General features: G+C 60.4%; 22 protein-coding genes. 19 read left to right on the forward strand and 3 right to left on the reverse strand.

Annotated features, from left to right (window positions below; all coding sequences use genetic code 11):
• Positions 1 to 111 precede the first annotated feature (111 nt).
• From IEX64_RS06480 to cls, 16 genes are all read left to right on the forward strand, one after another.
• A complete protein-coding gene (locus tag IEX64_RS06480; protein WP_168176343.1) occupies positions 112 to 1,296 on the forward strand; it encodes an NAD(P)/FAD-dependent oxidoreductase in 1,185 nt (394 codons plus the stop codon).
• Entirely contained in the window at positions 1,293 to 2,702 is a 1,410-nt protein-coding gene (atpD, locus tag IEX64_RS06485) for a F0F1 ATP synthase subunit beta (RefSeq protein WP_098105918.1), read from the forward strand. Before IEX64_RS06480 ends, atpD begins: the two co-directional genes overlap by 4 nt.
• Before the next feature lie 2 nt (positions 2,703 to 2,704).
• Positions 2,705 to 3,094 carry a F0F1 ATP synthase subunit epsilon gene (locus IEX64_RS06490; RefSeq protein WP_098105919.1) on the forward strand — a complete coding sequence of 130 codons (390 nt, stop codon included), beginning with the start codon at positions 2,705 to 2,707 and terminating at the stop codon, positions 3,092 to 3,094.
• Positions 3,087 to 3,425 carry an AtpZ/AtpI family protein gene (locus tag IEX64_RS06495; RefSeq protein ID WP_098105920.1) on the forward strand — a complete coding sequence of 113 codons (339 nt, stop codon included), beginning with the start codon at positions 3,087 to 3,089 and terminating at the stop codon, positions 3,423 to 3,425. The genes IEX64_RS06490 and IEX64_RS06495 overlap by 8 nt, the downstream gene beginning before the upstream one ends.
• Positions 3,418 to 3,732, forward strand: coding sequence for an ATP synthase subunit I (locus IEX64_RS06500; protein ID WP_098105921.1), 315 nt, complete (start codon positions 3,418 to 3,420; stop codon positions 3,730 to 3,732). Before IEX64_RS06495 ends, IEX64_RS06500 begins: the two co-directional genes overlap by 8 nt.
• Complete coding sequence (locus IEX64_RS06505) at positions 3,722 to 4,423, forward strand: F0F1 ATP synthase subunit A (protein ID WP_098105922.1); 702 nt, start codon at positions 3,722 to 3,724, stop codon at positions 4,421 to 4,423. Before IEX64_RS06500 ends, IEX64_RS06505 begins: the two co-directional genes overlap by 11 nt.
• Positions 4,424 to 4,447: 24 nt before the next feature.
• Positions 4,448 to 4,729 carry a F0F1 ATP synthase subunit C gene (locus IEX64_RS06510; RefSeq protein WP_098105923.1) on the forward strand — a complete coding sequence of 94 codons (282 nt, stop codon included), beginning with the start codon at positions 4,448 to 4,450 and terminating at the stop codon, positions 4,727 to 4,729.
• A 3-nt stretch (positions 4,730 to 4,732) separates the two neighbouring features.
• Positions 4,733 to 5,578 (forward strand): F0F1 ATP synthase subunit B family protein, encoded by an 846-nt coding sequence (locus IEX64_RS06515; protein ID WP_098105924.1) that lies wholly within the window; start codon positions 4,733 to 4,735, stop codon positions 5,576 to 5,578.
• Complete coding sequence (locus IEX64_RS06520; protein ID WP_188818860.1) at positions 5,575 to 7,197, forward strand: alternate F1F0 ATPase, F1 subunit alpha; 1,623 nt, start codon at positions 5,575 to 5,577, stop codon at positions 7,195 to 7,197. Before IEX64_RS06515 ends, IEX64_RS06520 begins: the two co-directional genes overlap by 4 nt.
• On the forward strand, positions 7,194 to 8,177 hold the full coding sequence (locus tag IEX64_RS06525; RefSeq protein ID WP_098105926.1) for a F0F1 ATP synthase subunit gamma: 984 nt from the start codon (positions 7,194 to 7,196) through the stop codon (positions 8,175 to 8,177). The genes IEX64_RS06520 and IEX64_RS06525 overlap by 4 nt, the downstream gene beginning before the upstream one ends.
• A gap of 103 nt (positions 8,178 to 8,280) precedes the next feature.
• A complete protein-coding gene (locus IEX64_RS06530; RefSeq protein WP_229710111.1) occupies positions 8,281 to 9,204 on the forward strand; it encodes a DMT family transporter in 924 nt (307 codons plus the stop codon).
• Between the two features lie 264 nt (positions 9,205 to 9,468).
• A complete protein-coding gene (locus IEX64_RS06535; protein ID WP_206049389.1) occupies positions 9,469 to 9,738 on the forward strand; it encodes a DUF2933 domain-containing protein in 270 nt (89 codons plus the stop codon).
• Positions 9,739 to 9,753: 15 nt separating this feature from the next.
• Entirely contained in the window at positions 9,754 to 10,422 is a 669-nt protein-coding gene (locus tag IEX64_RS06540) for a methyltransferase family protein (RefSeq protein ID WP_098105929.1), read from the forward strand.
• Between the two features lie 103 nt (positions 10,423 to 10,525).
• The gene (gene ppk2 / locus IEX64_RS06545) at positions 10,526 to 11,296 is read left to right on the forward strand and encodes a polyphosphate kinase 2 (protein WP_188818967.1); all 771 of its coding nucleotides are present in this window, start codon (positions 10,526 to 10,528) and stop codon (positions 11,294 to 11,296) included.
• A 228-nt stretch (positions 11,297 to 11,524) separates the two neighbouring features.
• The gene (locus IEX64_RS06550) at positions 11,525 to 12,241 is read left to right on the forward strand and encodes a DUF6629 family protein (protein WP_188818861.1); all 717 of its coding nucleotides are present in this window, start codon (positions 11,525 to 11,527) and stop codon (positions 12,239 to 12,241) included.
• Positions 12,242 to 12,675: 434 nt separating this feature from the next.
• A complete protein-coding gene (cls, locus tag IEX64_RS06555; RefSeq protein WP_013833449.1) occupies positions 12,676 to 14,142 on the forward strand; it encodes a cardiolipin synthase in 1,467 nt (488 codons plus the stop codon).
• A gap of 45 nt (positions 14,143 to 14,187) precedes the next feature.
• Here the strand turns inward: cls and IEX64_RS06560 are convergent, their stop codons facing one another.
• The 3 genes from IEX64_RS06560 to IEX64_RS06570 all read right to left on the reverse strand — a co-directional run bounded on the left by IEX64_RS06560 (position 14,188) and on the right by IEX64_RS06570 (position 18,045).
• The gene (locus IEX64_RS06560; RefSeq protein ID WP_229710112.1) at positions 14,188 to 14,763 is read right to left on the reverse strand and encodes a lysophospholipid acyltransferase family protein; all 576 of its coding nucleotides are present in this window, start codon (positions 14,761 to 14,763) and stop codon (positions 14,188 to 14,190) included.
• Between the two features lie 381 nt (positions 14,764 to 15,144).
• Positions 15,145 to 17,583 carry a phosphoenolpyruvate synthase gene (ppsA, locus tag IEX64_RS06565; RefSeq protein WP_188818862.1) on the reverse strand — a complete coding sequence of 813 codons (2,439 nt, stop codon included), beginning with the start codon at positions 17,581 to 17,583 and terminating at the stop codon, positions 15,145 to 15,147.
• Positions 17,584 to 17,673: 90 nt separating this feature from the next.
• Complete coding sequence (locus IEX64_RS06570; protein ID WP_229710113.1) at positions 17,674 to 18,045, reverse strand: hypothetical protein; 372 nt, start codon at positions 18,043 to 18,045, stop codon at positions 17,674 to 17,676.
• Positions 18,046 to 18,288: 243 nt separating this feature from the next.
• Here IEX64_RS06570 and IEX64_RS06575 point away from each other — a divergent pair, with 243 nt between their 5' ends.
• The 3 genes from IEX64_RS06575 to IEX64_RS06585 all read left to right on the forward strand — a co-directional run bounded on the left by IEX64_RS06575 (position 18,289) and on the right by IEX64_RS06585 (position 20,958).
• Positions 18,289 to 18,873, forward strand: a complete 585-nt coding sequence (locus tag IEX64_RS06575; protein WP_229710114.1) for an RNA polymerase sigma factor — start codon at positions 18,289 to 18,291, stop codon at positions 18,871 to 18,873.
• A gap of 154 nt (positions 18,874 to 19,027) precedes the next feature.
• The gene (locus tag IEX64_RS06580) at positions 19,028 to 20,233 is read left to right on the forward strand and encodes an SAM-dependent methyltransferase (RefSeq protein WP_188818863.1); all 1,206 of its coding nucleotides are present in this window, start codon (positions 19,028 to 19,030) and stop codon (positions 20,231 to 20,233) included.
• On the forward strand, positions 20,230 to 20,958 hold the full coding sequence (locus tag IEX64_RS06585; protein WP_188818864.1) for a lycopene cyclase domain-containing protein: 729 nt from the start codon (positions 20,230 to 20,232) through the stop codon (positions 20,956 to 20,958). The genes IEX64_RS06580 and IEX64_RS06585 overlap by 4 nt, the downstream gene beginning before the upstream one ends.
• Positions 20,959 to 20,968: the final 10 nt, after the last annotated feature.

Below are 20,968 nucleotides of genomic sequence, written 5' to 3' on the forward strand. Positions count from 1 at the left end.
CAGCCATCCCTCACGCGGACCGGGACCGGAAACGATCGGCCAGCCCCCCAGTCCCCTATCCGCGCACCACACACGCACCCGGCTTTCGCCCGTGAAGATGTAAGCAACCAGGTGACGGTTATCGGCGCGGGTCCGGCGGGCCTCGTTTGCGCGATTGCTCTCGCGCGTGCTGGGCGTCGCGTTCTCGTGCGCGAGTGGCATCGCAATGTCGGCATGCGGTTTCACGGGGACTTCCAGGGCCTCGAGAACTGGAGCGGCGAAACGGATGTGTTGGATGACCTGCGCGCTGCCGGCATCGAGCCGACCTTTGACCATCATGGTGTGACCCGGGGCACGGTCTATGATTCCCGTGGCAGTCATTATCAGGTACAGAGTGCGCGCGCCCTATTCTATCTTGTTCGACGGGGAAGCGACGAAGGTTGCCTCGATCATGCGTTGTTGCGCCACGCGATTGCGGCTGGGGTAGAGGTCAGGTTCGAAGACCGGGCGAGTGACGCCGAAGGAAATGCTGTCCTCGCGATCGGCCCGAGACGGGCAGACATCATCGCCGTCGGGTATGTGTTTGAGACCCACATGGCAGACGGGAGCTGGCTCGTCCTGGATGAGCGCCTCGCCCCGCGCGGTTACGCTTATCTGCTGATCCACGCTGGCCGCGGCACGCTCGCCAGCTGTATGTTGAAGGGCTTCAAGCAGCAGGCGGTCTATCTGGAGCGAACCGTTGCCTTCTTCCGCAGTCAACTGGGGCTGACAATGCGCGCCGCAAAGCCGTTTGGCGGCTTCGGCAATTTCCGGATTCCACGCTCGGCCATCCAAGGCGGTCACCCCGTGATTGGCGAACAGGCCGGGTTCCAGGATGCGCTGGCGGGATTCGGCATGCGCTACGCCATTCGATCGGGCCTGCTCGCGGCACGCAGCATCCTTGAAGCCAGAGACTATTCCAGCCTATGGCGCGAAGAACTACGGCCGCTGCTTCGTGCCGGTATGGTCAACCGCTTCATCGTCAATCTCATCGGTGAGCGGGGCTGGCCAGCCGTGGAGAAGCTGCTCACGCACGGCGACGCGCGCATTGCGCTCCAGCGAATGTACAGGCCCTCGATAGCGAGCCGAATCCTTTTTCCGATAGCGCAGCTACACCATCTCGGAACCTCTCGCGATCCGAGTTGCGATCACATCGATTGCGATTGCGTGTGGTGCCAGCACCAGGCCGAACACAAACCTCCTATCGCTGACCGGAACAGCAGGGGCGGAAGTACGCCGACTGGTTCCACTCGAGCGGATCGAGGTGAGCATTTATGAACACTGAAGCCAGTTCTTCAAATTGTGGCGTGGTCGTTTCAGTGCGCGGCAGTGTCGTTGACGTTCGTTTCGCCAGCCGTTTGCCGCAGATATATTCGGTGCTGCGAGCTGGTCCGGACAAACAGATCGTGATTGAAGTTCTGGCTCAGCAAGATGCACATCATGTGCGAGGAATTGCCTTGACGCCCACACAGGGCCTCGCTCGCGGAATGATCGTCGAGGACACGGGCGGACCCTTGAAAGCACCGGTGGGCAAGGCAGTGCTCTCGCGAATGTTTGATGTGTTTGGCAATGCCATAGATCGCGAACCTGCAGTGTCGGGCGTCAAATGGCGTTCGGTGCATAATGCACCGCCGCCGCTTATGCGACGTTCCACAAGATCCGAAGTCTTTGAGACAGGCATCAAGGTCATCGATATCCTCGCACCGCTGGAGCGCGGCGGCAAGGCGGGCCTTTTTGGCGGAGCCGGCGTCGGCAAGACGGTGCTGCTGACCGAAATGATCAACAACATGGTCGGTCAAAATGCCGGCGTAAGCATTTTCTGCGGCATTGGTGAGCGTTGTCGGGAGGGTGAAGAGCTTTACGATGCCATGAAGCAAGCGGGGGTGTTGCCGAATATGGTGATGCTCTTCGGCCAGATGAACGAGCCGCCTGGCGCCCGATTTCGCGTCGGGCACGCCGCGCTGACGATGGCCGAATATTTCCGAGATGAAGAGCACCGCGACGTGTTGCTGCTAGTCGATAACATCTTTCGCTTCATCCAGGCAGGAATGGAAGTGTCGGGCCTGATGGGCCAGATGCCGTCGCGGCTCGGCTATCAACCCACCATGGGCACCGAGCTGTCGGGGCTGCAAGAGCGGATCGCCAATACCGATACTGGCGCCATCACCTCGATCCAGGCGGTCTACGTGCCGGCCGACGATTTTACCGATCCGGCGGCTGTGCACACCTTCTCGCACCTTTCCGCGTCGATCGTGCTCTCACGCAAACGGGCCAGCGAAGGCCTGTTCCCGGCTGTCGACCCCCTGCAATCCAGTTCCAAGATGGCCACACCAGGCGTGGTCGGCGAGCGGCATTACCGCCTGGCGCGGGAAATCCGGCGCACGCTCGCACAATATGATGAGCTCAAGGACATTATCGCCATGCTTGGGCTGGAGCAGCTTTCGCCGGAAGACCGCAACGTCGTCGCACGCGCCCGCCGGCTGGAGCGGTTTCTCACGCAACCCTTTTTCACGACAGAGCAGTTCACCGGACTTACGGGTAAACTGGTCAGCCTCGAGGACGCGCTGAACGGCTGCGAGCGGATATTGCGCGACGAATTCAAGGATTATCCCGAAAGCGCACTCTACATGATCGGGGCGATCGACGAGGCAAAGACAAGTTCGCAATCTGAGCATGCCATCTGATCATGAACCTCAAAATCCTCTTGCCCTTCGATATCTTCACCGAGAAAACCGGCGTGTCGCGGATTGTCGCCGAGACGCATCATGGTTCGTTTGGTATTCTCCCTCGCCGTCTTGATTGCGTGGCGGCACTGACGGCCGGAATACTGACTTACGAGACTCCGTCAGAGGGGGAAGTATTTCTCGCTGTGGACGAAGGGGTGCTCGTCAAGGCTGGTGCTGACGTTCTTGTATCGGTGCGTCGCGCGCTGGGCGGAACAGACCTTGGTCAGTTGCGTGAAGCAGTCGAGCAGGAATTTCTGACACTTGACCGCCAGGAACAGAGCCTGCGCTCGATATTGGCGAAAATGGAAAGTGACCTCATCCACCGCATGGCGAGTATTCGCAATGACTGACCCGTCCCGCAAGAGGCGCGTGAAGCCGCGCCAGTCGCTCAGCCGACAGGTCGGCTTGAAGGCGGCGCGAAAGCTCAAGGCACGGCGCAATCCAGGACAAGGCGTCTGGTTCGGTTTGGGAATGATGGGCCTTATCGGCTGGTCGGTGGCGATTCCGACGCTGCTGGGCGCTGCCCTCGGGTTCTGGCTGGATCAACGCTATCCGGGTAGGCATCCCTGGACCCTGGCGCTGCTGGTGGCTGGCCTCGCCATCGGCTGTCTCAACGCCTGGCATTGGATGGCCAGGGAACAAAAGGAGATGCAGAGCGAACGGGAGGACGATCATGAATGAAACAATGATACTGGCAGCGCCTGTGTTCCTCGGCTTTCTGCTCGGCGTATTCTTCTTTGGCGGCCTTTGGTGGACGGTGAAGAGGGCAATCCCGTCGCAACGCCCGGCACTTTGGTTTTCGGCCAGTTTGCTGGTGCGAACGAGCATCGCCATGGCGGGCTTCTATCTTGTCGGCGGCAATGCCTGGGCGCGGTGGCTGCTGTGCCTCCTGGGCTTCATCCTGGCACGGTTTTTCGTGAACTCGCTGACCCGTTCGTCAAGACCCAACCCACCCGATTTGCCAGCGGAGATCCGCTATGCGCCTTAGCCCCGACGATATGATCTTCTGGCAATACGGGTTCATCAAGTTCAACGCCACAATTGCGTTCACATGGGGCCTCATGTTCGTGCTTGCCGTCGGCTCCAGGCTCATCACTCGGAAGCTCTCGACCGGTCTGCACCGATCCCGATGGCAGAATCTGCTGGAAATCATTGTCACGGGCATCGAAAAGCAAATCGAAGATGTCGGTCTCCGACACCCAAGAAAATACATCGGTTTTCTGGGCACGCTCTTTCTGTTCCTGGCTTTGGCCAGCCTTTTCACCATCCTCCCCGGCTATGAACCGCCCACGGGATCGCTATCGACCACGGCCGCTCTCGCGCTCTGCGTTCTGGTGGTGGTGCCGTTTTCCGGAATCAAGGAGCAGGGGCCGGGTAGCTACCTCAAGTCATATCTCGAGCCGACAGCCATCATGCTGCCGTTCAACATCATCAGCGAACTGTCGCGCACATTGGCGCTGGCCGTTCGTCTGTTCGGCAACATGATGAGTGGAACGATGATACTCGCGATCCTGCTGACCGTCACGCCGTTTATCTTCCCGGTCGTCATGAGCGCGCTTGGTCTGCTCACCGGCATGGTGCAGGCCTATATCTTCAGCATTTTGGCTACGGTCTATATCGCGGCCGCCACACGCGGCCGCACGGCCAGGTCCGTATCAACCCCAGAACCCAGAACATGAAACGCGGCAACAAGAGGAGGCATTATGGACAGTATGACGCTCATTGGCATCGCTTCAATAGTCACCGCCGGGCTGACGATTGCGCTCGGGAGCATCGGACCCGCGCTCGGTGAGGGCCGTGCGGTCTCGACAGCATTGAGTTCGCTGGCACAACAGCCCGATGCCGCAAGCACCATCACGCGCACCTTGTTTGTCGGCTTGGCGATGATCGAGTCGGTCGCGATCTATTGCTTCGTGCTCTCGATGATCCTCGTTTTCGCAAACCCATTCTGGAACCACGTCATCGCACAAGCCGCGGGAAAGTGATCGATGCTCATCGATTGGTTCACTGTCGGCGCGCAAGCGCTCAACTTTCTCATTCTGGTGTGGTTGCTGAAGCGCTACCTCTACAAGCCGATCCTCGACGCACTCGATGCCCGGGAAAGGCGAATTGCCGCAGAGCTCGCTGACGCTGACGCGAAGAAGTCCGAGGCGCAAGAGGAACGCGACCTGTTCCTTCACAAGAACGAACAGTTCGACGAGCAGCGTGCGGCGCTCATGAACGAAGCGATGGAAGAGGTGAAGGCGGAGCGTCGGCGGCTTCTCGATGAGGCGAGAACGGCGGCCGATGCGCTGAGTGCCAAACGCCAGGAAGCGTTGCGCGCCGAAGCCGACAATCTCAATGACGCCATACGCCGTAAAACCCAACAGGAAGTGTTCGCCATCGCGCGGAAGACGCTGAAAGATCTCGCCGCGGTCAGCCTTGAAGAGCGTATGACCGAAATGTTCGTCCAACAGGTGCGCACGATGAAAGGCGGAACAAAAGAGACCCTCGCTCAGACGCTCGAAGCTGCGTCCGAGCCCGTGCTCGTCCGCAGCGCCTACGGCTTGTCGGGCGAGCAACGTGCTACGATTGAGCAAGCGCTCACGGAGACGTTCTCGGCCGATATTCCCTTGCGGTTCGAGACCGCGCCAAGCCTGGTGAGCGGAATCGAATTAATCACGAATGGACAAAAGATAGCCTGGTCCATCGCGGACTACCTCACTGCGATGGAAAAGGTGGTTGCCAGCCTTCATCAAGACAAGGATCTGGTTGATACCGCAACCGGACCGCCGACAACGCCCAAAGCCGGATCAAAGGCCGATAAACCAAAACCCGAAACGCAACGCCAATGACAGCCAGGTCCGAAACCCTACAAAGTGCATTCGACTCTGCATTTGCAGGAATCGGTCAGACGCGGAAGGTATTCGCACCGCAGCTGGCACCAAGAGAGGTGGGAACCATCACCAGTATTGCGACCGGGGTCGCCAAGGTCTCCGGGCTCCCCGAAGTCGGCTTCGAGGAGCTGATACGCTTTCCCGGCGACGTGCTCGGCATGGCATTCAATGTTGATGACAGTGAAACCGGCGTCGTTCTGCTCGGCGCGTATTCTCATTTGAACGCGGGCGATGAGGTCGAGCGAACAAGCCGAGTCATGGATGTTGCCGTGGGCGAAGGCCTGCTGGGCCGCGTTATCGACCCCCTTGGCCGGCCACTCGATGGCAACGGACCGGTCGTCGCCAGCGACCGTTTGCCTATTGAGCGCACGGCACCGCACATCATGGATCGCGCAGCTGTGACGATCCCTCTGCAAACCGGGATCAAGGTCATCGATGCGCTCATTCCGATAGGGCGCGGCCAGCGCGAGTTGATTCTCGGCGACCGCCAGACCGGCAAGACCGCCATCGCTATCGACACTATCCTCAACCAGCGCGACCAGAACGTGCTGTGCGTCTATTGTGCGATTGGCCAGCGCGCGTCCGCCGTCGCCAAAGCGGTAGCGACCCTGCGTGAAGCGGGCGCGCTCGACTACACTGTCGTTGTCGTCACCGAAGGCAATGACCCGCCCGGTCTCGCCTTTATCGCCCCATATGCCGCGACCAGTATCGCAGAGCATTTCATGGAGCAGGGCCGCGATGTTCTCATCGTTTATGACGATCTCACGCAACATGCGCGCGCCTATCGCGAATTGTCCCTTCTGTTGCGGCGCCCGCCCGGCCGCGAGGCCTTTCCCGGCGACATCTTCTACATTCACGCACGATTGCTCGAACGAGCAACCCATTTGCGCGAAGAACTCGGAGGCGGGTCGATCACCGCCCTGCCCATCATTGAAACCGAAGCACAGAACATCTCCGCCTACATTCCGACCAATCTCATTTCGATCACCGATGGGCAGATATATCTCTCGCCGTCGCTGTTCGAATTGGGCATCCTGCCCGCTGTCGACGTCGGCAAATCGGTTTCGCGCGTCGGCGGCAAGGCACAGCGTTCCGCCTACCGCGCCGTCGCAGGCGATCTCAAGCTTGCCTATGCGCAGTTCGAGGAACTCGAGACCTTTGCCCGCTTTGGTGCCCGATTGGATGAAGCCACCCGCAAGACGATCGAACATGGACAGCGTATCCGCGCGTGCCTGCAGCAGGGGGAAGGCGCGCCAGTGCCGGTGCCGGCGCAAATCGCTGTCTTGCTTGCGGCAACCGCCAAGCTCTTCGATACCGTCGCGCTCGAGCAGATGCCCGATGCCGAGCTCGCCGTCCAGAAGGCGGCCGTGCACATACCCGCTCAAGTGCGCGAACGATTTGAAAGCGCCGGCAAGCTCAGCGACGAGGATCGCTCGACTATCGTTGAAATTGCCAGAGCGGCCGTCGCGCCTTTCCAAGCCGCGCCGAAGGCCCAGTTTACCGCAGGATCGCCCGGCACCCTAGAACTGCAGAACACTTCATCGCGGCCTGTGGCAGGCGGACGAGAACGATCATGAGCGATACCATCGAGAGCCTGCGGCGAAAAATCAACAATGCCAGCGATCTCCAATCCGTCGTCCGGACAATGAAAGCCTTGGCCGCGTCGAACATTGGCCAATATGAAAGATCGGTCCATGCGCTGGCCGACTATAATCGAACCGTGGAATTGGGATTGGGCGCCTGGTTTCGGGAAAACCGGGTAGCGTCCCCGATAGCGGAGAGAAATGAAACCGATCAGGCCGATGCGGTTGGCGCTGTCGTATTCGGATCTGACCAAGGACTGGTCGGGAGGTTTAACGATATTGTCGCCGATCATGCGATCAAGACACTTGATGCTCTGACTGGCAAAGCTCAGGTCTGGGCTATAGGCGAGCGTGTTCATGCTCGTCTCGCGGATGCGGGCCTACCGCCGGTTGGCCTTCTTGCTGTTCCCAATTCTGTCCAGGGTATCACTGCCTTTGTCGCACAGCTTCTGTTTGAAAGCGAAGGGCTTCAGGCTGACTCTGCGCAAACCAGCCTTTGGGTGTTCCATAACCGGCCCATGGCCGGAGCCCTATTCGAACCGGTTGGTCAGCGTTTGCTGCCACTCGACGCCCAGTGGCAAGACGATGTCGCAAGTATGCGCTGGCCAACAGGAAACTTGCCCCAGATCGTGGGCACCGGACCTGAGACTACCGGCGCACTCATCCGCGAATATTTGTTCATCTCGCTCTTTCGGGCCTGTGCCGAATCCCTCGCTAGCGAGAATGCGAGCAGACTGGCGGCCATGGAGCGAGCCGACAAGAACATCAGTGAGATGCTGGCGCAGTTGAATAGCGCGTTCCAGCAGTTGCGCCAGACGGGCATCGACGAGGAACTTTTCGATGTAATTTCCGGCTTCGAGGCGTTGACCACATCGAGGCCACGGCGGATGGATGGAGGCGAAGGTCAGATTCAAAGCCTGTCCGATGGGAACCGCGAGCGCGAACCGGACCGGGAAAAGAGTCCATCGGTGTGAGGCTTGGGACCATTCGCCATCCCACATGCTCGCGGCAACTTGCCAATCGCATGATTTTACGCTGGAGTTCGCCGGAGCGTGAAGCGCCCTGGGCAGACGAAATTTGACTGCCGGTTCGATCACCAGACTCCTTGCCGTGATGCTGCTCTGGGCGGGGTGCTTCCCGCTCATCACCATTGGTCTTGACCTGGCGCCTCATGTTGCCTTTGCGGCCATGCGCGCTGCAATCGCGGGACTGAGCCTCATTCTGCTGGGCATTTTCCTGGGCCGGCCCCTCCCCCACGATATTCGTATCTGGATCTTGATCGTTGCTTCGGGTCTAGGTGCAACTTCCCTTGGGTTCCTGGGAATGTTCCATGCCGCCGAATATGTTTCACCCGGTATTGCTACTGTCATCGCGAATACGCAGCCGCTTTTGACCGCGCTTCTCGCCCACAGCATCTTGCAGGAACGGCTTAGCTCTTGGGGCAAGGCGGGACTTGTCCTGGGCCTGCTTGGCGTTGTCGCTATCGCCTGGCCTGCAGTCGCTTCAAACAATATGCCCAATTACCGTTTTGGCATCGCCTATGTCGGCCTCGCGGCGACAGGGGTTGCGCTAGGCAATATCGGCATCAAGCGTCTCACGGGTCAAACCGACGCGGTCATGGCAATGGGCTTCCAACTGGCGATCGGGGCAATTCCTCTGGCGCTCCTATCATCAGCGAGCGAAGATTGGACTTCGATTTCCTGGACAGCACAGTTTGCCGCCATATTATTCACCCTGGCCATTTTGGGCACGTCCGCCGCATTTTGGCTGTGGTTCACAGCCCTGGAACAGGTTGGCCTCACCCAGGCAAATGCCTTCACCTTCCTGGTGCCGATCATCGGCCTGGCGATCGGCACGGCTCTGTTCGGCGAACGGCTGACATGGACACAGGCCGGAGGCGCCATTCTGATCCTCGGCGGCATCCTTCTCGTGCAGCGTGCCAGTCACAGGCCCAAGCCAAGTGACCCCTGTGGCCGGCCGAACGAGGAGAGACTACAATAGGAAAGGGGCGAGATGGTGCGAATCTTGGAATTCGAATGATAATCCTAATGTTTGACAAGCGTTCCCGACAACCCGGGCCAGGAATGAAGCCGGTCCGATCGATGGCGGTGGCCCCACAATTGCTAGTGCGCTCGAAATCTGAACCGCATACCGACGACTACTGTAATGGGGACGTGAATCATGCGTCTTTTTGGTTGAAGCGGATCATCAACTGATGGCCTGAATGGGGTGCAAGATATGGACTACGAGAGACATGATCGGTCAATGGGCGCGAGGACCAACGGTTCGACCTGGCGCATCGCGCTCGCCTTTGTCGCCTTTGCCGGAATCGCGGCATTCTTCCTTCTGGCCGAACACCGGGCGCATATGCTCGGAATTCTTCCGTGGGCGCTACTACTGCTGGCCTGTCCGCTGTTGCATATGTTCATGCATGGCGGGCATGGCGGACACGACCACCTCGATCATGGAAGGAGCCGGCCCGGCACCGACACGGCAAATGACCCGCCAGCCGGTTCCGGCTCCCACCGCCACTGATCCGGAGACCAGACCATGCACAGCGAAGCACCCGCATATGGGCTCTGGGGTCTGGCATTCGTGAATGCCGCGATCTTCATCTTTTTCGCATTCAGCTTCTTCAAGCCGCAAACAAAGCGTGACTGGCGCTCGTTCAGCGCCTTCAGCGCCTTTCTCGTTGCTCTGTTCGCGGAAATGTATGGCTTCCCGCTGACCATCTATCTGCTCTCGGGGTGGCTCCAGAGCCGCTATCCGGAGGTGAACTGGTTCTCGCATGACGCCGGACACCTCCTCGAAGAACTGTTCGGGTGGCAGGCCAACCCCCATTTCGGGCCGTTTCATATAGCTAGCTTCGTTCTGATCGGAGGCGGCTTCTGGCTCATTTCGAGCGGGTGGGCCCGCCTCTACCGCGCGCAAAAGAACAATCTCCTCGCGACAGAAGGCATTTATTCCTATGTGCGGCATCCGCAATATGACGGGTTCATTCTCATCATGCTCGGGTTCCTGTTCCAATGGCCGACCGTGCTGACCCTCGCGATGTTCCCGGTCCTCACCTTCATGTATGTCCGCTTGGCGCGAAACGAAGAGCGCGAAGCGCTCGCGACTTTCGGCGAAGAATACCGCGCGTACATGAAACGGGTTCCCGGCTTTATCCCGCGATGGTCGAAGTTCTCGTCCACCCATCATTCCAACCCGCCATCCTGAGAGCACGAGTGCCCTTGGCGGGGACGATTGTTATGGGTCGACTTGTTATCGCGAAGGACGGACCGAAGAAGTCCGCGCAGAGCCTGAAAGTGAAGAGGTGCAGATGAGCACGAATGAAAAGGAGAAGCACTCTCATGCCGAGCAGCTTCGTGCGCTCCAGGTCGGGCTCAGCGCCCTGCAGCGGCAGATCATCGCCGATGGCCGCAAATTGCTGATCATTTTCGAAGGAAGGGATGCGGCAGGCAAAGACGGGACGATCAAACGAATCGTCAAGCATCTCAGCCCACGCGAAACGCGCGTGGTCGCGCTGGGTCCACCTTCGGACCATGATCGCAGATCCTGGTATTTCCAGCGCTGGACGAGTCATCTCCCGGCCGCAGGAGAGATCGTTCTGTTCAACCGCAGCTGGTATAACCGCGCTGGCGTCGAGCGGGTAATGGGATATTGTACAGACGCCGAGTATGAGGAATTCATGGCGACCGTGCCGATGTTCGAGCAGCTTCTTGCCCATTGCGGCATCACATTGGTCAAATATTATCTCGATATCTCGAAGTCGGAGCAGAAAAAGCGCCTTGCGGCAAGACGGAAGGATCCCCTCAAGCAGTGGAAGATCAGCCCGGTTGACGATCAAGCCACAAAGCGCTGGGACGCTTACAGCACGGCTCGCAACGAAATGCTTGCGCGCACGCACAGCATCGCCGCACCGTGGATCGTGGTTCGAGCCGACGACAAACATCACACGCGACTTTCGCTGATCAGCGATTTGCTGAGCCGTCTCGGCGAAGCGTCACACGCCGATCATGGCCTGCCGGATCCGAACGCCGTCTTCCTCTATGACAATGCTGCGCTGGAACAGGGTCTTATCGCGCCGTGATGAGGACGATCCGATTGACCTGGCTCTGTCGGGGCAGCGCGCACGTTCGCCGGCTGGTTCCGACCAGCGGGAGCGTTGTAGCCCGGCAAGACCGAAGCCATGCGTCGTGGCCACCTCACAATGGTCTCGCCACGAACGCGGTCGGCCATCTTCTCCCGGCAATGGCGATCCCCGCCGCAAGGGCTTGCTCCAGTTTGGCCTTCCCGCCGCCAGCGAAGCAGGACTGACATGTGCTTTTCAGCCGAAGCCAGCTTTGCAGCCGCTACCGTGCTCCTGCCAGCCGGGCTCGCGAGCAGCTATATCGCATTCCGGACAGATCGCCGTTATCTCGGAATCTGCGCCCTGCCCTTCCTGTTCGGCATCCAGCAGTTGTTCGAGGGCCTGGTCTGGACGTCCGGCTCTGCAAGCGATCCAGCGGCGGTCCAACGTTTCACGCTTGCATACATGTTCTTCTCCTGGCTGGCCTGGCCGGTCTGGGTGCCCTCGGCAATCTTCTTTCTCGAACCGGGCCGCCGCAAACCGCTTTATCTCGGCTTTGCGGTCTTGGGCGCGGTCCTCGGCGGCGGACAATACCTGCCTTATCTTGTGCACGAAGACTGGATGTCCGTGACATTTCTTCCGCATGCGATTTCCTATGGCGGAATCATGCTGTTCGATTTTCTTGTCGCCCGCGAGCTTACCGTCGTCATCTATTTCACCGCGGTCATTTTGCCTCTGCTTCTCGCTTCGCGGCCCGAGGTCCGGATATTTGGACTTCTGGTCGCATTCGTATTTTTGGTGACCAATCTTTTTTTCCGTTTTGCTTATATTTCGGTCTTCTGCTTTGGCGGCGCGCTGATGTCCCTGTATCTATTGGCGATGATCTGGTGGAAAGCTCGCGAGCCAGGCACCGATACGGCCGCCCACGAAACCGATGGGCCCGTGGCGGAGAAGTCTGCCGGATAACGTGGCAAGGACACCTGAGAATGCGCTTGTGAAGCCGATTGCCGCTGTGCCTCTCAGCCCGAGTGCCGGCGACGCGGTTTGCGCCGTGGCCGTCATGCTTGGCCGGGAAGGCGCCATTATCGCGGCCAAGCACGGAGACCGGCCTCTCGCGGTTCGACTGGCAATATACCGAAGCGCCGTCAGCACGAAGGAGAGTCTCGTGGTCGCGCCAGCGGTAACGCCGAACCAAGGGAGGCCACTCGACGCTCTCCTTACCTATGGCGTTATCGTCAACGCAGCTGGCGTTCCGTCGCCGAGCAACCAATTGCAACGCTCTGACGATGTCGCGTATCCGTCGAGCTTTCCCGCAGGGCGCCGCTGTCGGCGAAAATCTCGCTCCAGATTGACGAATTGCGTAACATCGACGGAGGGAGATGTGACCAGAGCCGTTTGGCATGGACCCCGATGAAAGGGAACTAACCGTGACAAATCTCGGTGCTATCGACCCTCTCGGCCTTGGCTACATTGCGGTCGAATGGGCAATTCGGATTATAATGCTGGTGGTCGTGCCGTTCCGGCGCTCGCCCGAAGCCGCGCGCGGCTGGCTGCTTCTCGTCTTCTTCCTGCCGATCCCGGCGCTCGTTCTCTATCTGATAATCGGACGCCCCACCTATCCACGGTGGCGGAAGCGGCGGTTCGAGGCTGCCCAAGATCTCCTCGCCAGAGCCTCGCGCGAAATCAAACATTCGCAACATTGCTGTCGGCCAGACCTACCGGAACGCTTCTTGCCAGCCGCGCTTCTGATCGAACGGCTTGGCCAGTTCCCGACGCTCGGCAGCAATAGCGTTGAATTTCTATCGGACTATGACGGCATGGTCGACCGACTGGTCGCCGACATCGAGAACGCCGCCGACCATGTTCACATCCTGATGTATATGTTTGCCGACGATCTCACCGGCGGGCGAGTAGTCGATGCGCTGCTGCGGGCGGCTGAACGCGGCGTCGCATGCCGGGTATTGATCGACGCTCTGGGCTCGCGTCCCTGGGCGCGCCGCCTGAGACGGCGCCTCGCATCGGGCGGCGTCGAGATTGAACGCGCACTTCCCGTCACCTTCTTCCAGCGGCGCTCAACGCGGGTCGACCTGCGCAATCACCGCAAGATCGTCATCATCGACGGGCGCTGCGGCTACATCGGCTCTCAGAATCTGATAGCGGCGGAGTTCTCTCCGGGTCTCGTCAACAGGGAACTTGTAGCGCGAACCAGCGGGCCGGTTGTACTCGAATTCCAGGCGGTGTTTGTCGCCGACTGGTTCCTCGAGACAGGGCGCGTACTGGACAGTCCAGCGCTCTTCCCCCATCACCATCCACGCGCCGGAGCCGTTGCCCAACTGTTACCCAGCGGTCCCGATTACCCCATATCCGGTGCAGAACGGCTGATCGTCGCGCTCGTCCATGGCGCTCGTCACCGCATCACGATCACCACACCCTATTTCATTCCCGACGAGGCCTTGTTGAAGGCGCTGCAAACAGCAGTCCTGCGCGGCGTCGAGGTAAAACTTATATTATCGCGTGTTGCCGATCACCCCTTGGTCGGTCTTGCGCAGCGTTCCTATTATGACGAACTGCTGCGGGCCGGAGTCGCCATTCACCTATTCCATGATGGCTTTCTCCATGCCAAGCACCTCACCATCGACGACGAAATCGCCGTTATCGGTTCAAGCAACATCGATATACGTTCCTTCCTGTTGAACGGTGAAGCCAGCTTGATCATCTACGATAGGACCGCGACTGCGGGCCTTCAGGCGGAACAGGCACTCAATATCGCGAGAGGCGAGCGCCTGGCACCGGAGCAATGGAGTCAGCGTCCGTTGCTCGCGAAGACTGTCGAGAATGTCGCCCGTTTGCTCAGTCCGCTTCTCTAAATCGGCGGACCGCTCCCAGCGAAGAGAGAATAACATGCATCGACCCTATTCGACCAGCGATGCAGCCGCATGCACCGCCTGCATCTGCTGCTCGCCGTGGCGAGCGAAATCGGCCAGGCTCAACCCGGCCGGGATGAGGGAAAGATAGGTCACCGTAATCGTGCCCCGCCGTTTGCGACGAGAAGCGACACCCCAGAACTTCCCCGAATCGACGACGACAGGCAAAGCCGGCGCGCCCAACCTCTTGTAGAGCAGATCGACGCCGCGCTTGAATTGGATCGGTTCACTCGGACATCTGCGCGTTCCTTCCGGAAAGATCAGCACCGATCGCCCGTCGGCGAGCGCGGCAGCGCCCTCCTCTATCATTGTCCGAAGCGCCGCCGCACCGTCGGAACGGTCTATGATAATCATCGGCGACCGGCGCAGGAACCAACCCAGCACCGGGATTCGCAGCAGCTCTCGTTTCGCGATAATCGCGACATCGGGAAACAGCACGAGCGCCGCCAGCGTCTCCCAGGTCGACTGATGGTTGCAGATGATGAGGCAGGGTTCATGCGGAATGTGGCCGCGCCCTTGTTCGACATAGTTGAGCCCGACGATCCAGGCGAGTTCGACAAGCACGCCCCGCGCCCAGATCCGCGTGAGCTTGCGGACAAGCCGTGGCGGCGAGCCGGCAAGCCACAAGAGCGGAATCACCGGCGCGAACAGCGCTGTCCATAGCGCCCACGCGAAATCGAAAATCCGGGACCGCAACGCCTCCACAGCATGGTTCGCACCGTCGCTCCACCGGCTGTATTGCTTGCCGGGAATCCTGCGCGGTCGAGCTCGTGTGCGATTCACGTCGATATACCTTCATCGTCCGCGTGGTGGACGCTTGCTCCCCAGGGCGCCGAGGTCTGTGGGATTCGTGCAGAAAGCGATCCGACACTGCTGCACGATCCAGAACGCCAAGCCGTTGGGCAGCGCAGGGTGAGTTCGCCCGCAGAGGGTCATGGCCTCATTCTATTGCGCGGTTTCAGTGCTGCGGGTCGCAGTGTCGGTTCGGCTTCCGGACGCGAGTGCTCGCTCGACCTCGGCGACATGGCGGATCGTCGCCACGAAGCTGTCCGGATTGAGCGAGATTGAATCGATACCCTCCTGCACGAGAAAAGCCGCGAACTCGGGATAGTTGCTGGGAGCCTGTCCGCAGATGCCGACCTTGATTCCGGCATCATGGGCCTTGACGATGGCCTCGTCGATCAAGCGGGTGACTGCTTCACTTCGTTCATCGAACAACGGTGCAAGATCGCCCGAGTCGCGGTCGACGCCAAGCGTCAACTGGGTCAGATCGTTGCTGCCGATCGAAAACCCGTCGAAACGCGTCGCGAACTGCTCGGCAAGGATGACGTTCGACGGGATCTCGCACATCATGTAGACTTCGAGGTCGGCGCCGCCCCGAGCGAGCCCATTTTCCGCCATCACTTCCAGCACACGATCCGCCTCTGCAGGTGTCCGGCAGAAAGGCACCATGACGATGACATTGCGAAAGCCGATGTCCTCGCGAACACGTTTCAGCGCGCGACATTCAAGCGCAAAGCCTTCGCGATAGCGTTCATCATAATAGCGCGAGGCGCCCCGGAACCCGAGCATCGGATTTTCTTCGTTCGGCTCGAAGGCGGCTCCGCCCAGGAGATGGGCATACTCATTCGTCTTGAAGTCGCTCAACCGCACGATCACGGGATATGGGTGGTAAACCGCGGCGATCTTGGCGATGCCAAGTGCGAGCGTCTCGATGAAGAATTCGGCCGGATTGGCAAACCCCGAGGTCAGCGCGCGAATCTGGCGCAGCTCGGAAGCGTCGGTGACGCGCTCGGGGTGCAGCAAGGCCATCGGATGCGCCTTGATCGCATTGCTGACGATGAACTCCATACGGGCTAGCCCGACGCCCTTTGCCGGCAGACGCCACCAGCGCAATGCGGCCGCCGGACTTGCAAGGTTCACCATGATCGCGGTGCGGGTATCGGGTATCGCGGCAAGATCAATATCTTCGGCATCGAAGGCGAGCGCGCCCTCGTAAACGTGGCCACGATCGCCTTCTGCGCAGGACAAGGTTATCGCCTGACCTTCGCTCAGCACATCGGTGCCGTTACCGGTGCCAACGATCGCCGGCACACCGAGTTCGCGGCTGACGATCGCCGCGTGGCTCGTCGTACCGCCATGATCGGTGACAATGCCCGCAGCGCGCTTCATGACCGGCACCCAGTCGGGATCGGTCATCTCGGTCACGAGGATCGCACCGTCCCTGAAACGGTCGATATCGGCAGGGCTGCGAATGATGCATACCGCACCGGTCGCGATCGCCTCACCGATCGCCGAGCCGGTGAGCAACGTCTTGCCCTTCTCCTTCAGGCGATAGGTTCTCAACCTGGCGGTCTGGCGGCTGGACTGCACCGTCTCGGGACGCGCCTGGACAATGAACAATTCGTCCGTCTCGCCGTCCTTGGCCCATTCCATGTCCATTGGCCGGCCGTAATGGTCTTCGATGAGCATGGCCCAACGCGCCAGCTGGAGCACTTCTTCATCGTCGAGTACAAAGGACTCGCGCTCCCGCCTTGTCGTATCGCGAAGCACGGTGCGCGCGCTGCCGCCCCGTGCATAGACAAGCTTGCGTTCCTTTTCGCCCAATGTGCGCTCGATGATCGGGCGCACCCGCAGCTCATCGAGCAGCGGTTTGAAGACCAGATATTTGTCGGGATTCACGCTTCCCTGAACGACGGTCTCGCCCAGCCCCCAGGCGGCGCTGACCACGACCGTTCTCGGAAAGCCCGTCTCCGTGTCGATCGAGAACATTACACCGGATCCGGCGAGGTCGGAACGGACCATGCGCTGCACGCCGATCGACAAAGCGACCTTCAAATGATCGAAGTTCTTCGCCTCACGGTAGCTGATCGCGCGATCGGTAAACAGCGATGCAAAGCAGCGGCGGCAGGCATCGAGGAGTTCGCGTTCGCCGCGAACATTGAGGAATGTCTCCTGCTGGCCGGCGAAGCTGGCATCCGGCAGGTCTTCGGCCGTCGCGCTGCTGCGCACAGCCACGCCCAGCTCATGGACGCCTGCGGCGCGTGAGAGACCCTGATAGGCCGCGCGAATCGCCTCGGCCATCGCTGTCGGAAACTCGCCTTCAAGGAACAGGCGACGAATCGTCTCGCCTGTTTCATGCAGTGGCGACCTTCCCGACTGGAAGGCAGCAATCTGCGCACGCAAAGACGATTCGATGCCGTTGGCATCAATGTAGTCGCGAAAAGCGTGCGCTGTCGTGGCGAACCCGTCGGGGACAGCAAGACCGGCGCTGCGCATGGTCCGCACCATATTCGAAAGAGACGCATTCTTGCCCCCGACCGTGGCGACATCGCCGGCCGCCGGGTCGTCAAAACCGAGAATATAGACGGGCTCCGCGTTCATGATTGTCTCCTTGCCAATATCAACCTTTGTCAGATTCGCGCGATCGCGACCCTGCTCTCCAAGCCGGCTTCGCAACCTTCCGAGGCGGTGTCAGGGCCGCCGCAATTCGACGATATCGTGGCGCTCGACCGTTCCCGACGTCACAGTGGCATTTGCAAAATGCTCGTCGATGATCTGCTGTATCCGCACAGTACCGACCTCGGTCCGCCGATAGCTCGGTGGCCCTTTGGGCCCATGCGGATGCTCGGATACGCGATAGACTGTCAGCTCCTGACCGGGCTCGGCACCATCGGCGCTACCGATGCAGACGACAAGGTCGTTGCCCGCCGCGCGCACAACGGTCCCGCGCATGAAGACGCTGTGGCCGATACCTGGCGTATGGCTCTGTGTGGATTGGGCGTAGGCGCCCACCGGGACGAGGGTAACGGCCATGGCCGTGAGGATGGCGGGTAGAAACTTCATCGAAGGCCTCTTTGCATCGGGGATCTTGCCGTGTGGCGAGCGGATCCCGAGGCCGCTCGCCCGCCGCCGGTAAAATACCGGCCTGCGTTGGTTAGGACGATGGCTCGCGCCTAACATTACAGCGAACAGCTTCTCGCATTTGTGCGTAATGTTTGGCGCGCTCCGCCGTCTAACAAATGGAGGTTCTTGATGGTTGATGACCCCGCAAAAGACGCACGACACAAAGCAGCAGAGCCGTCCGAAATGGTCGCGGCGGTCAGAAGGGCACTGGTGGAAAGCCGCCGCGATCTCCTCAAGTTCCTGCGCCGTCGTCTCCACAGTCATGACGAGGCTGAGGAAGTGTTGCAGCGTTTCATCCTGAAAGCGCTCGAACGCTCGGGCGATCTGCGCGATGTCCGCACGGTTCGCGGCTGGCTCGGACGGGTGCTTGCGACAACGATCGTCGACCATCAGCGCGCGGCGGCAACACGGCGGCGGCGCGAGCATGGCGTGGATCCCGTTGTGCTCGCCAATATGGCCGAAACGCTGATCGAACCCGACGAGGAGATCGACGACGCGGTCTGTCAATGCCTCTACAAGCTGCTGCCGACACTCAAGGCGGAATATGCCGCGGTCATCTGGCGTGTCGATTTGCTCGGCGAGCCCCGGGACAGGGTTGCCGTTAGTCTCGGGATCACGCTCAACAATGTCACGGTCCGGCTGCATCGCGCGCGCCAGGCGCTCAAACAGCGGCTCGAACAGATGTGCCACATCTGTGTCATCCACGGGTTCCTGGATTGCCAGTGCAGCGATGCCCAGCGATTGCGCCAGCTGCGCGAAGCCCCCTGACGATCTGCCGCGGCGAATGTGTAAGGAATCCTCTCGTCCGCCGTCTGTGACTAGGCCTCGTCTTGGCTGGGAAGGATGATCACTGATGCAGAACTTCGTTTCGTCACCGGGAACAGCGCGTTCCTTTCCGTTACTTTCGCGGTTGCTTCACTCCATGATCCGAACGGGGCAGTTGACCGTCATCGATCATCGTGGACGATCGCATGAATTCCTCGGCCATCGTCCCGGCCCCCAAGTGGCCGTGCGCCTGCGCGACCCGAAGCTGCCTCTGCGCCTCGCGCTCAATCCCTCGCTCGCGTTCGGAGAGGCCTATATGGAGGGCGCGCTGACGCTGGAGCGTGGCTCGCTTCACGACCTTCTCCAGCTGGCGATCGACGGGCTGGAGGCGTTCGATCGCCATCCGATCCAGCGCCTGCGGGCGAGGACCGGCCGCAACCGAGGCCCGCGCAACCATCACCGCCGCGCGCGCGCCAACGTCGCGCATCACTATGATCTCTCGGGCGCGCTCTATGATCTGTTTCTCGATTCCGATCGCCAATATTCCTGCGCCTATTTCCCCACCGGGGACGAGACGCTCGAGGAAGCACAGGCGGCCAAGAAACGGCATCTGGCCGCAAAGCTGCTGCTCGAGCCCGGATGCGAGGTGCTCGATATCGGTTCGGGCTGGGGCGGGCTCGCGCTTGAGCTTGCGCAGGCGGCGAAGGCGAATGTAACGGGCGTCACGCTCTCGACCGAACAGCTCGCGGCTGCACGCGCGCGCGCCGAGGCGGCGGGCCTCTCCCGCCAGGTCCGGTTCGAACTCCGGGATTATCGTGAGGAGATGGGTCTTTACGACCGGGTCGTCTCGGTCGGAATGTTCGAACATGTCGGACCGCCGGATTATTCCACCTTCTTCAAATCGGTGGCACGCACACTCAAACCCGATGGCGTTGCGCTCATCCACTCGATCGGGCGCATGGAGCCGCCCGGAGGCGCCGATCCCTGGATCAGCAAATATATCTTCCCCGGCGGGTATATCCCGGCATTGTCGGAGGTGGTGGCAGCCGTCGAAAAGTCGGGCTTGTGGATCACCGACATCGAGATCCTGCGGGTGCATTATGCCGATACGCTGAGGCACTGGCACGAACGGTTCCAGGCACGGCGCGCCGAGGCGGCTGAACTCTATGACGAACGTTTCTGCCGCATGTGGGAATTTTACCTTGCGGCCTGCGAAATGCTGTTCCGCCACGGGCCGCTGATGGTGTTCCAGCTGCAACTGGCCCATCGCCGGGACGCGGTCCCCCTGACCCGCGACTACATCACCGATTACGATCGCAGCGAACCGGTAGACGCACCGTTGCAATTCCGGCAACGCGCGTGATCGGCTATCACTACATCTGGCTATTTTGGGCACTGGCCTTTCTCCTGGCATTTATCGTCATCTACGGCTCATTTCGTGAGCACAGGACGCTGATGCTGCGGGCTGCGCTCGGTACCGCGCCCTTCGGTTTGAGCGAGCCGCTGTTCGTGCCGGCCTATTGGTCTCCACCGAGCCTCTTCGATCTCGCACAAAGGACCGGCTTTGATCTGGAGAGCATCATCTTTTCATTCAGCATCGGCGGGATCGGCGCGGTGCTCTATAATCTGGCGGCACGGCGGGTCACACGCCCGGTTTCGCCGCATGGCCCGCACCGGTTCCATCGCTTCGCGCTGGCGGTGCCGGTTGTGGTCTTCCTGCCGCTGCTCACGCTGGGGTGGAATCCAATCTACCCGGCCGTGATCGCCATGGCGGCCGGGGCTGGAGCCGCAGTTCTGTGCCGCCCGGATCTTGGCGCCAAGACGATCTATGGCGGTCTGCTTTTCCTCGCCCTCTACGCAATCTTCATGATTGCCCTTCGGTTCGGCGCGCCCGGCTACATCGAACATGTCTGGAATTTGCCGGCACTTTCGGGGCTGGTGCCTGGCGGAATACCGCTCGAGGAATTGTTGTTCGGCGGCGCATTCGGTCTCTACTGGGCGAGTGTCTATGAGCATCTGACCTGGACGCGACCTTTTCCCCGAGCAAAGCATGGATTTGTGCGCACCGATTTGGAAGGACGCGTTTAGGCGGCCATGG

This window comes from Novosphingobium indicum, assembly GCF_014645195.1.
Classification (GTDB): domain Bacteria; phylum Pseudomonadota; class Alphaproteobacteria; order Sphingomonadales; family Sphingomonadaceae; genus Novosphingobium; species Novosphingobium indicum.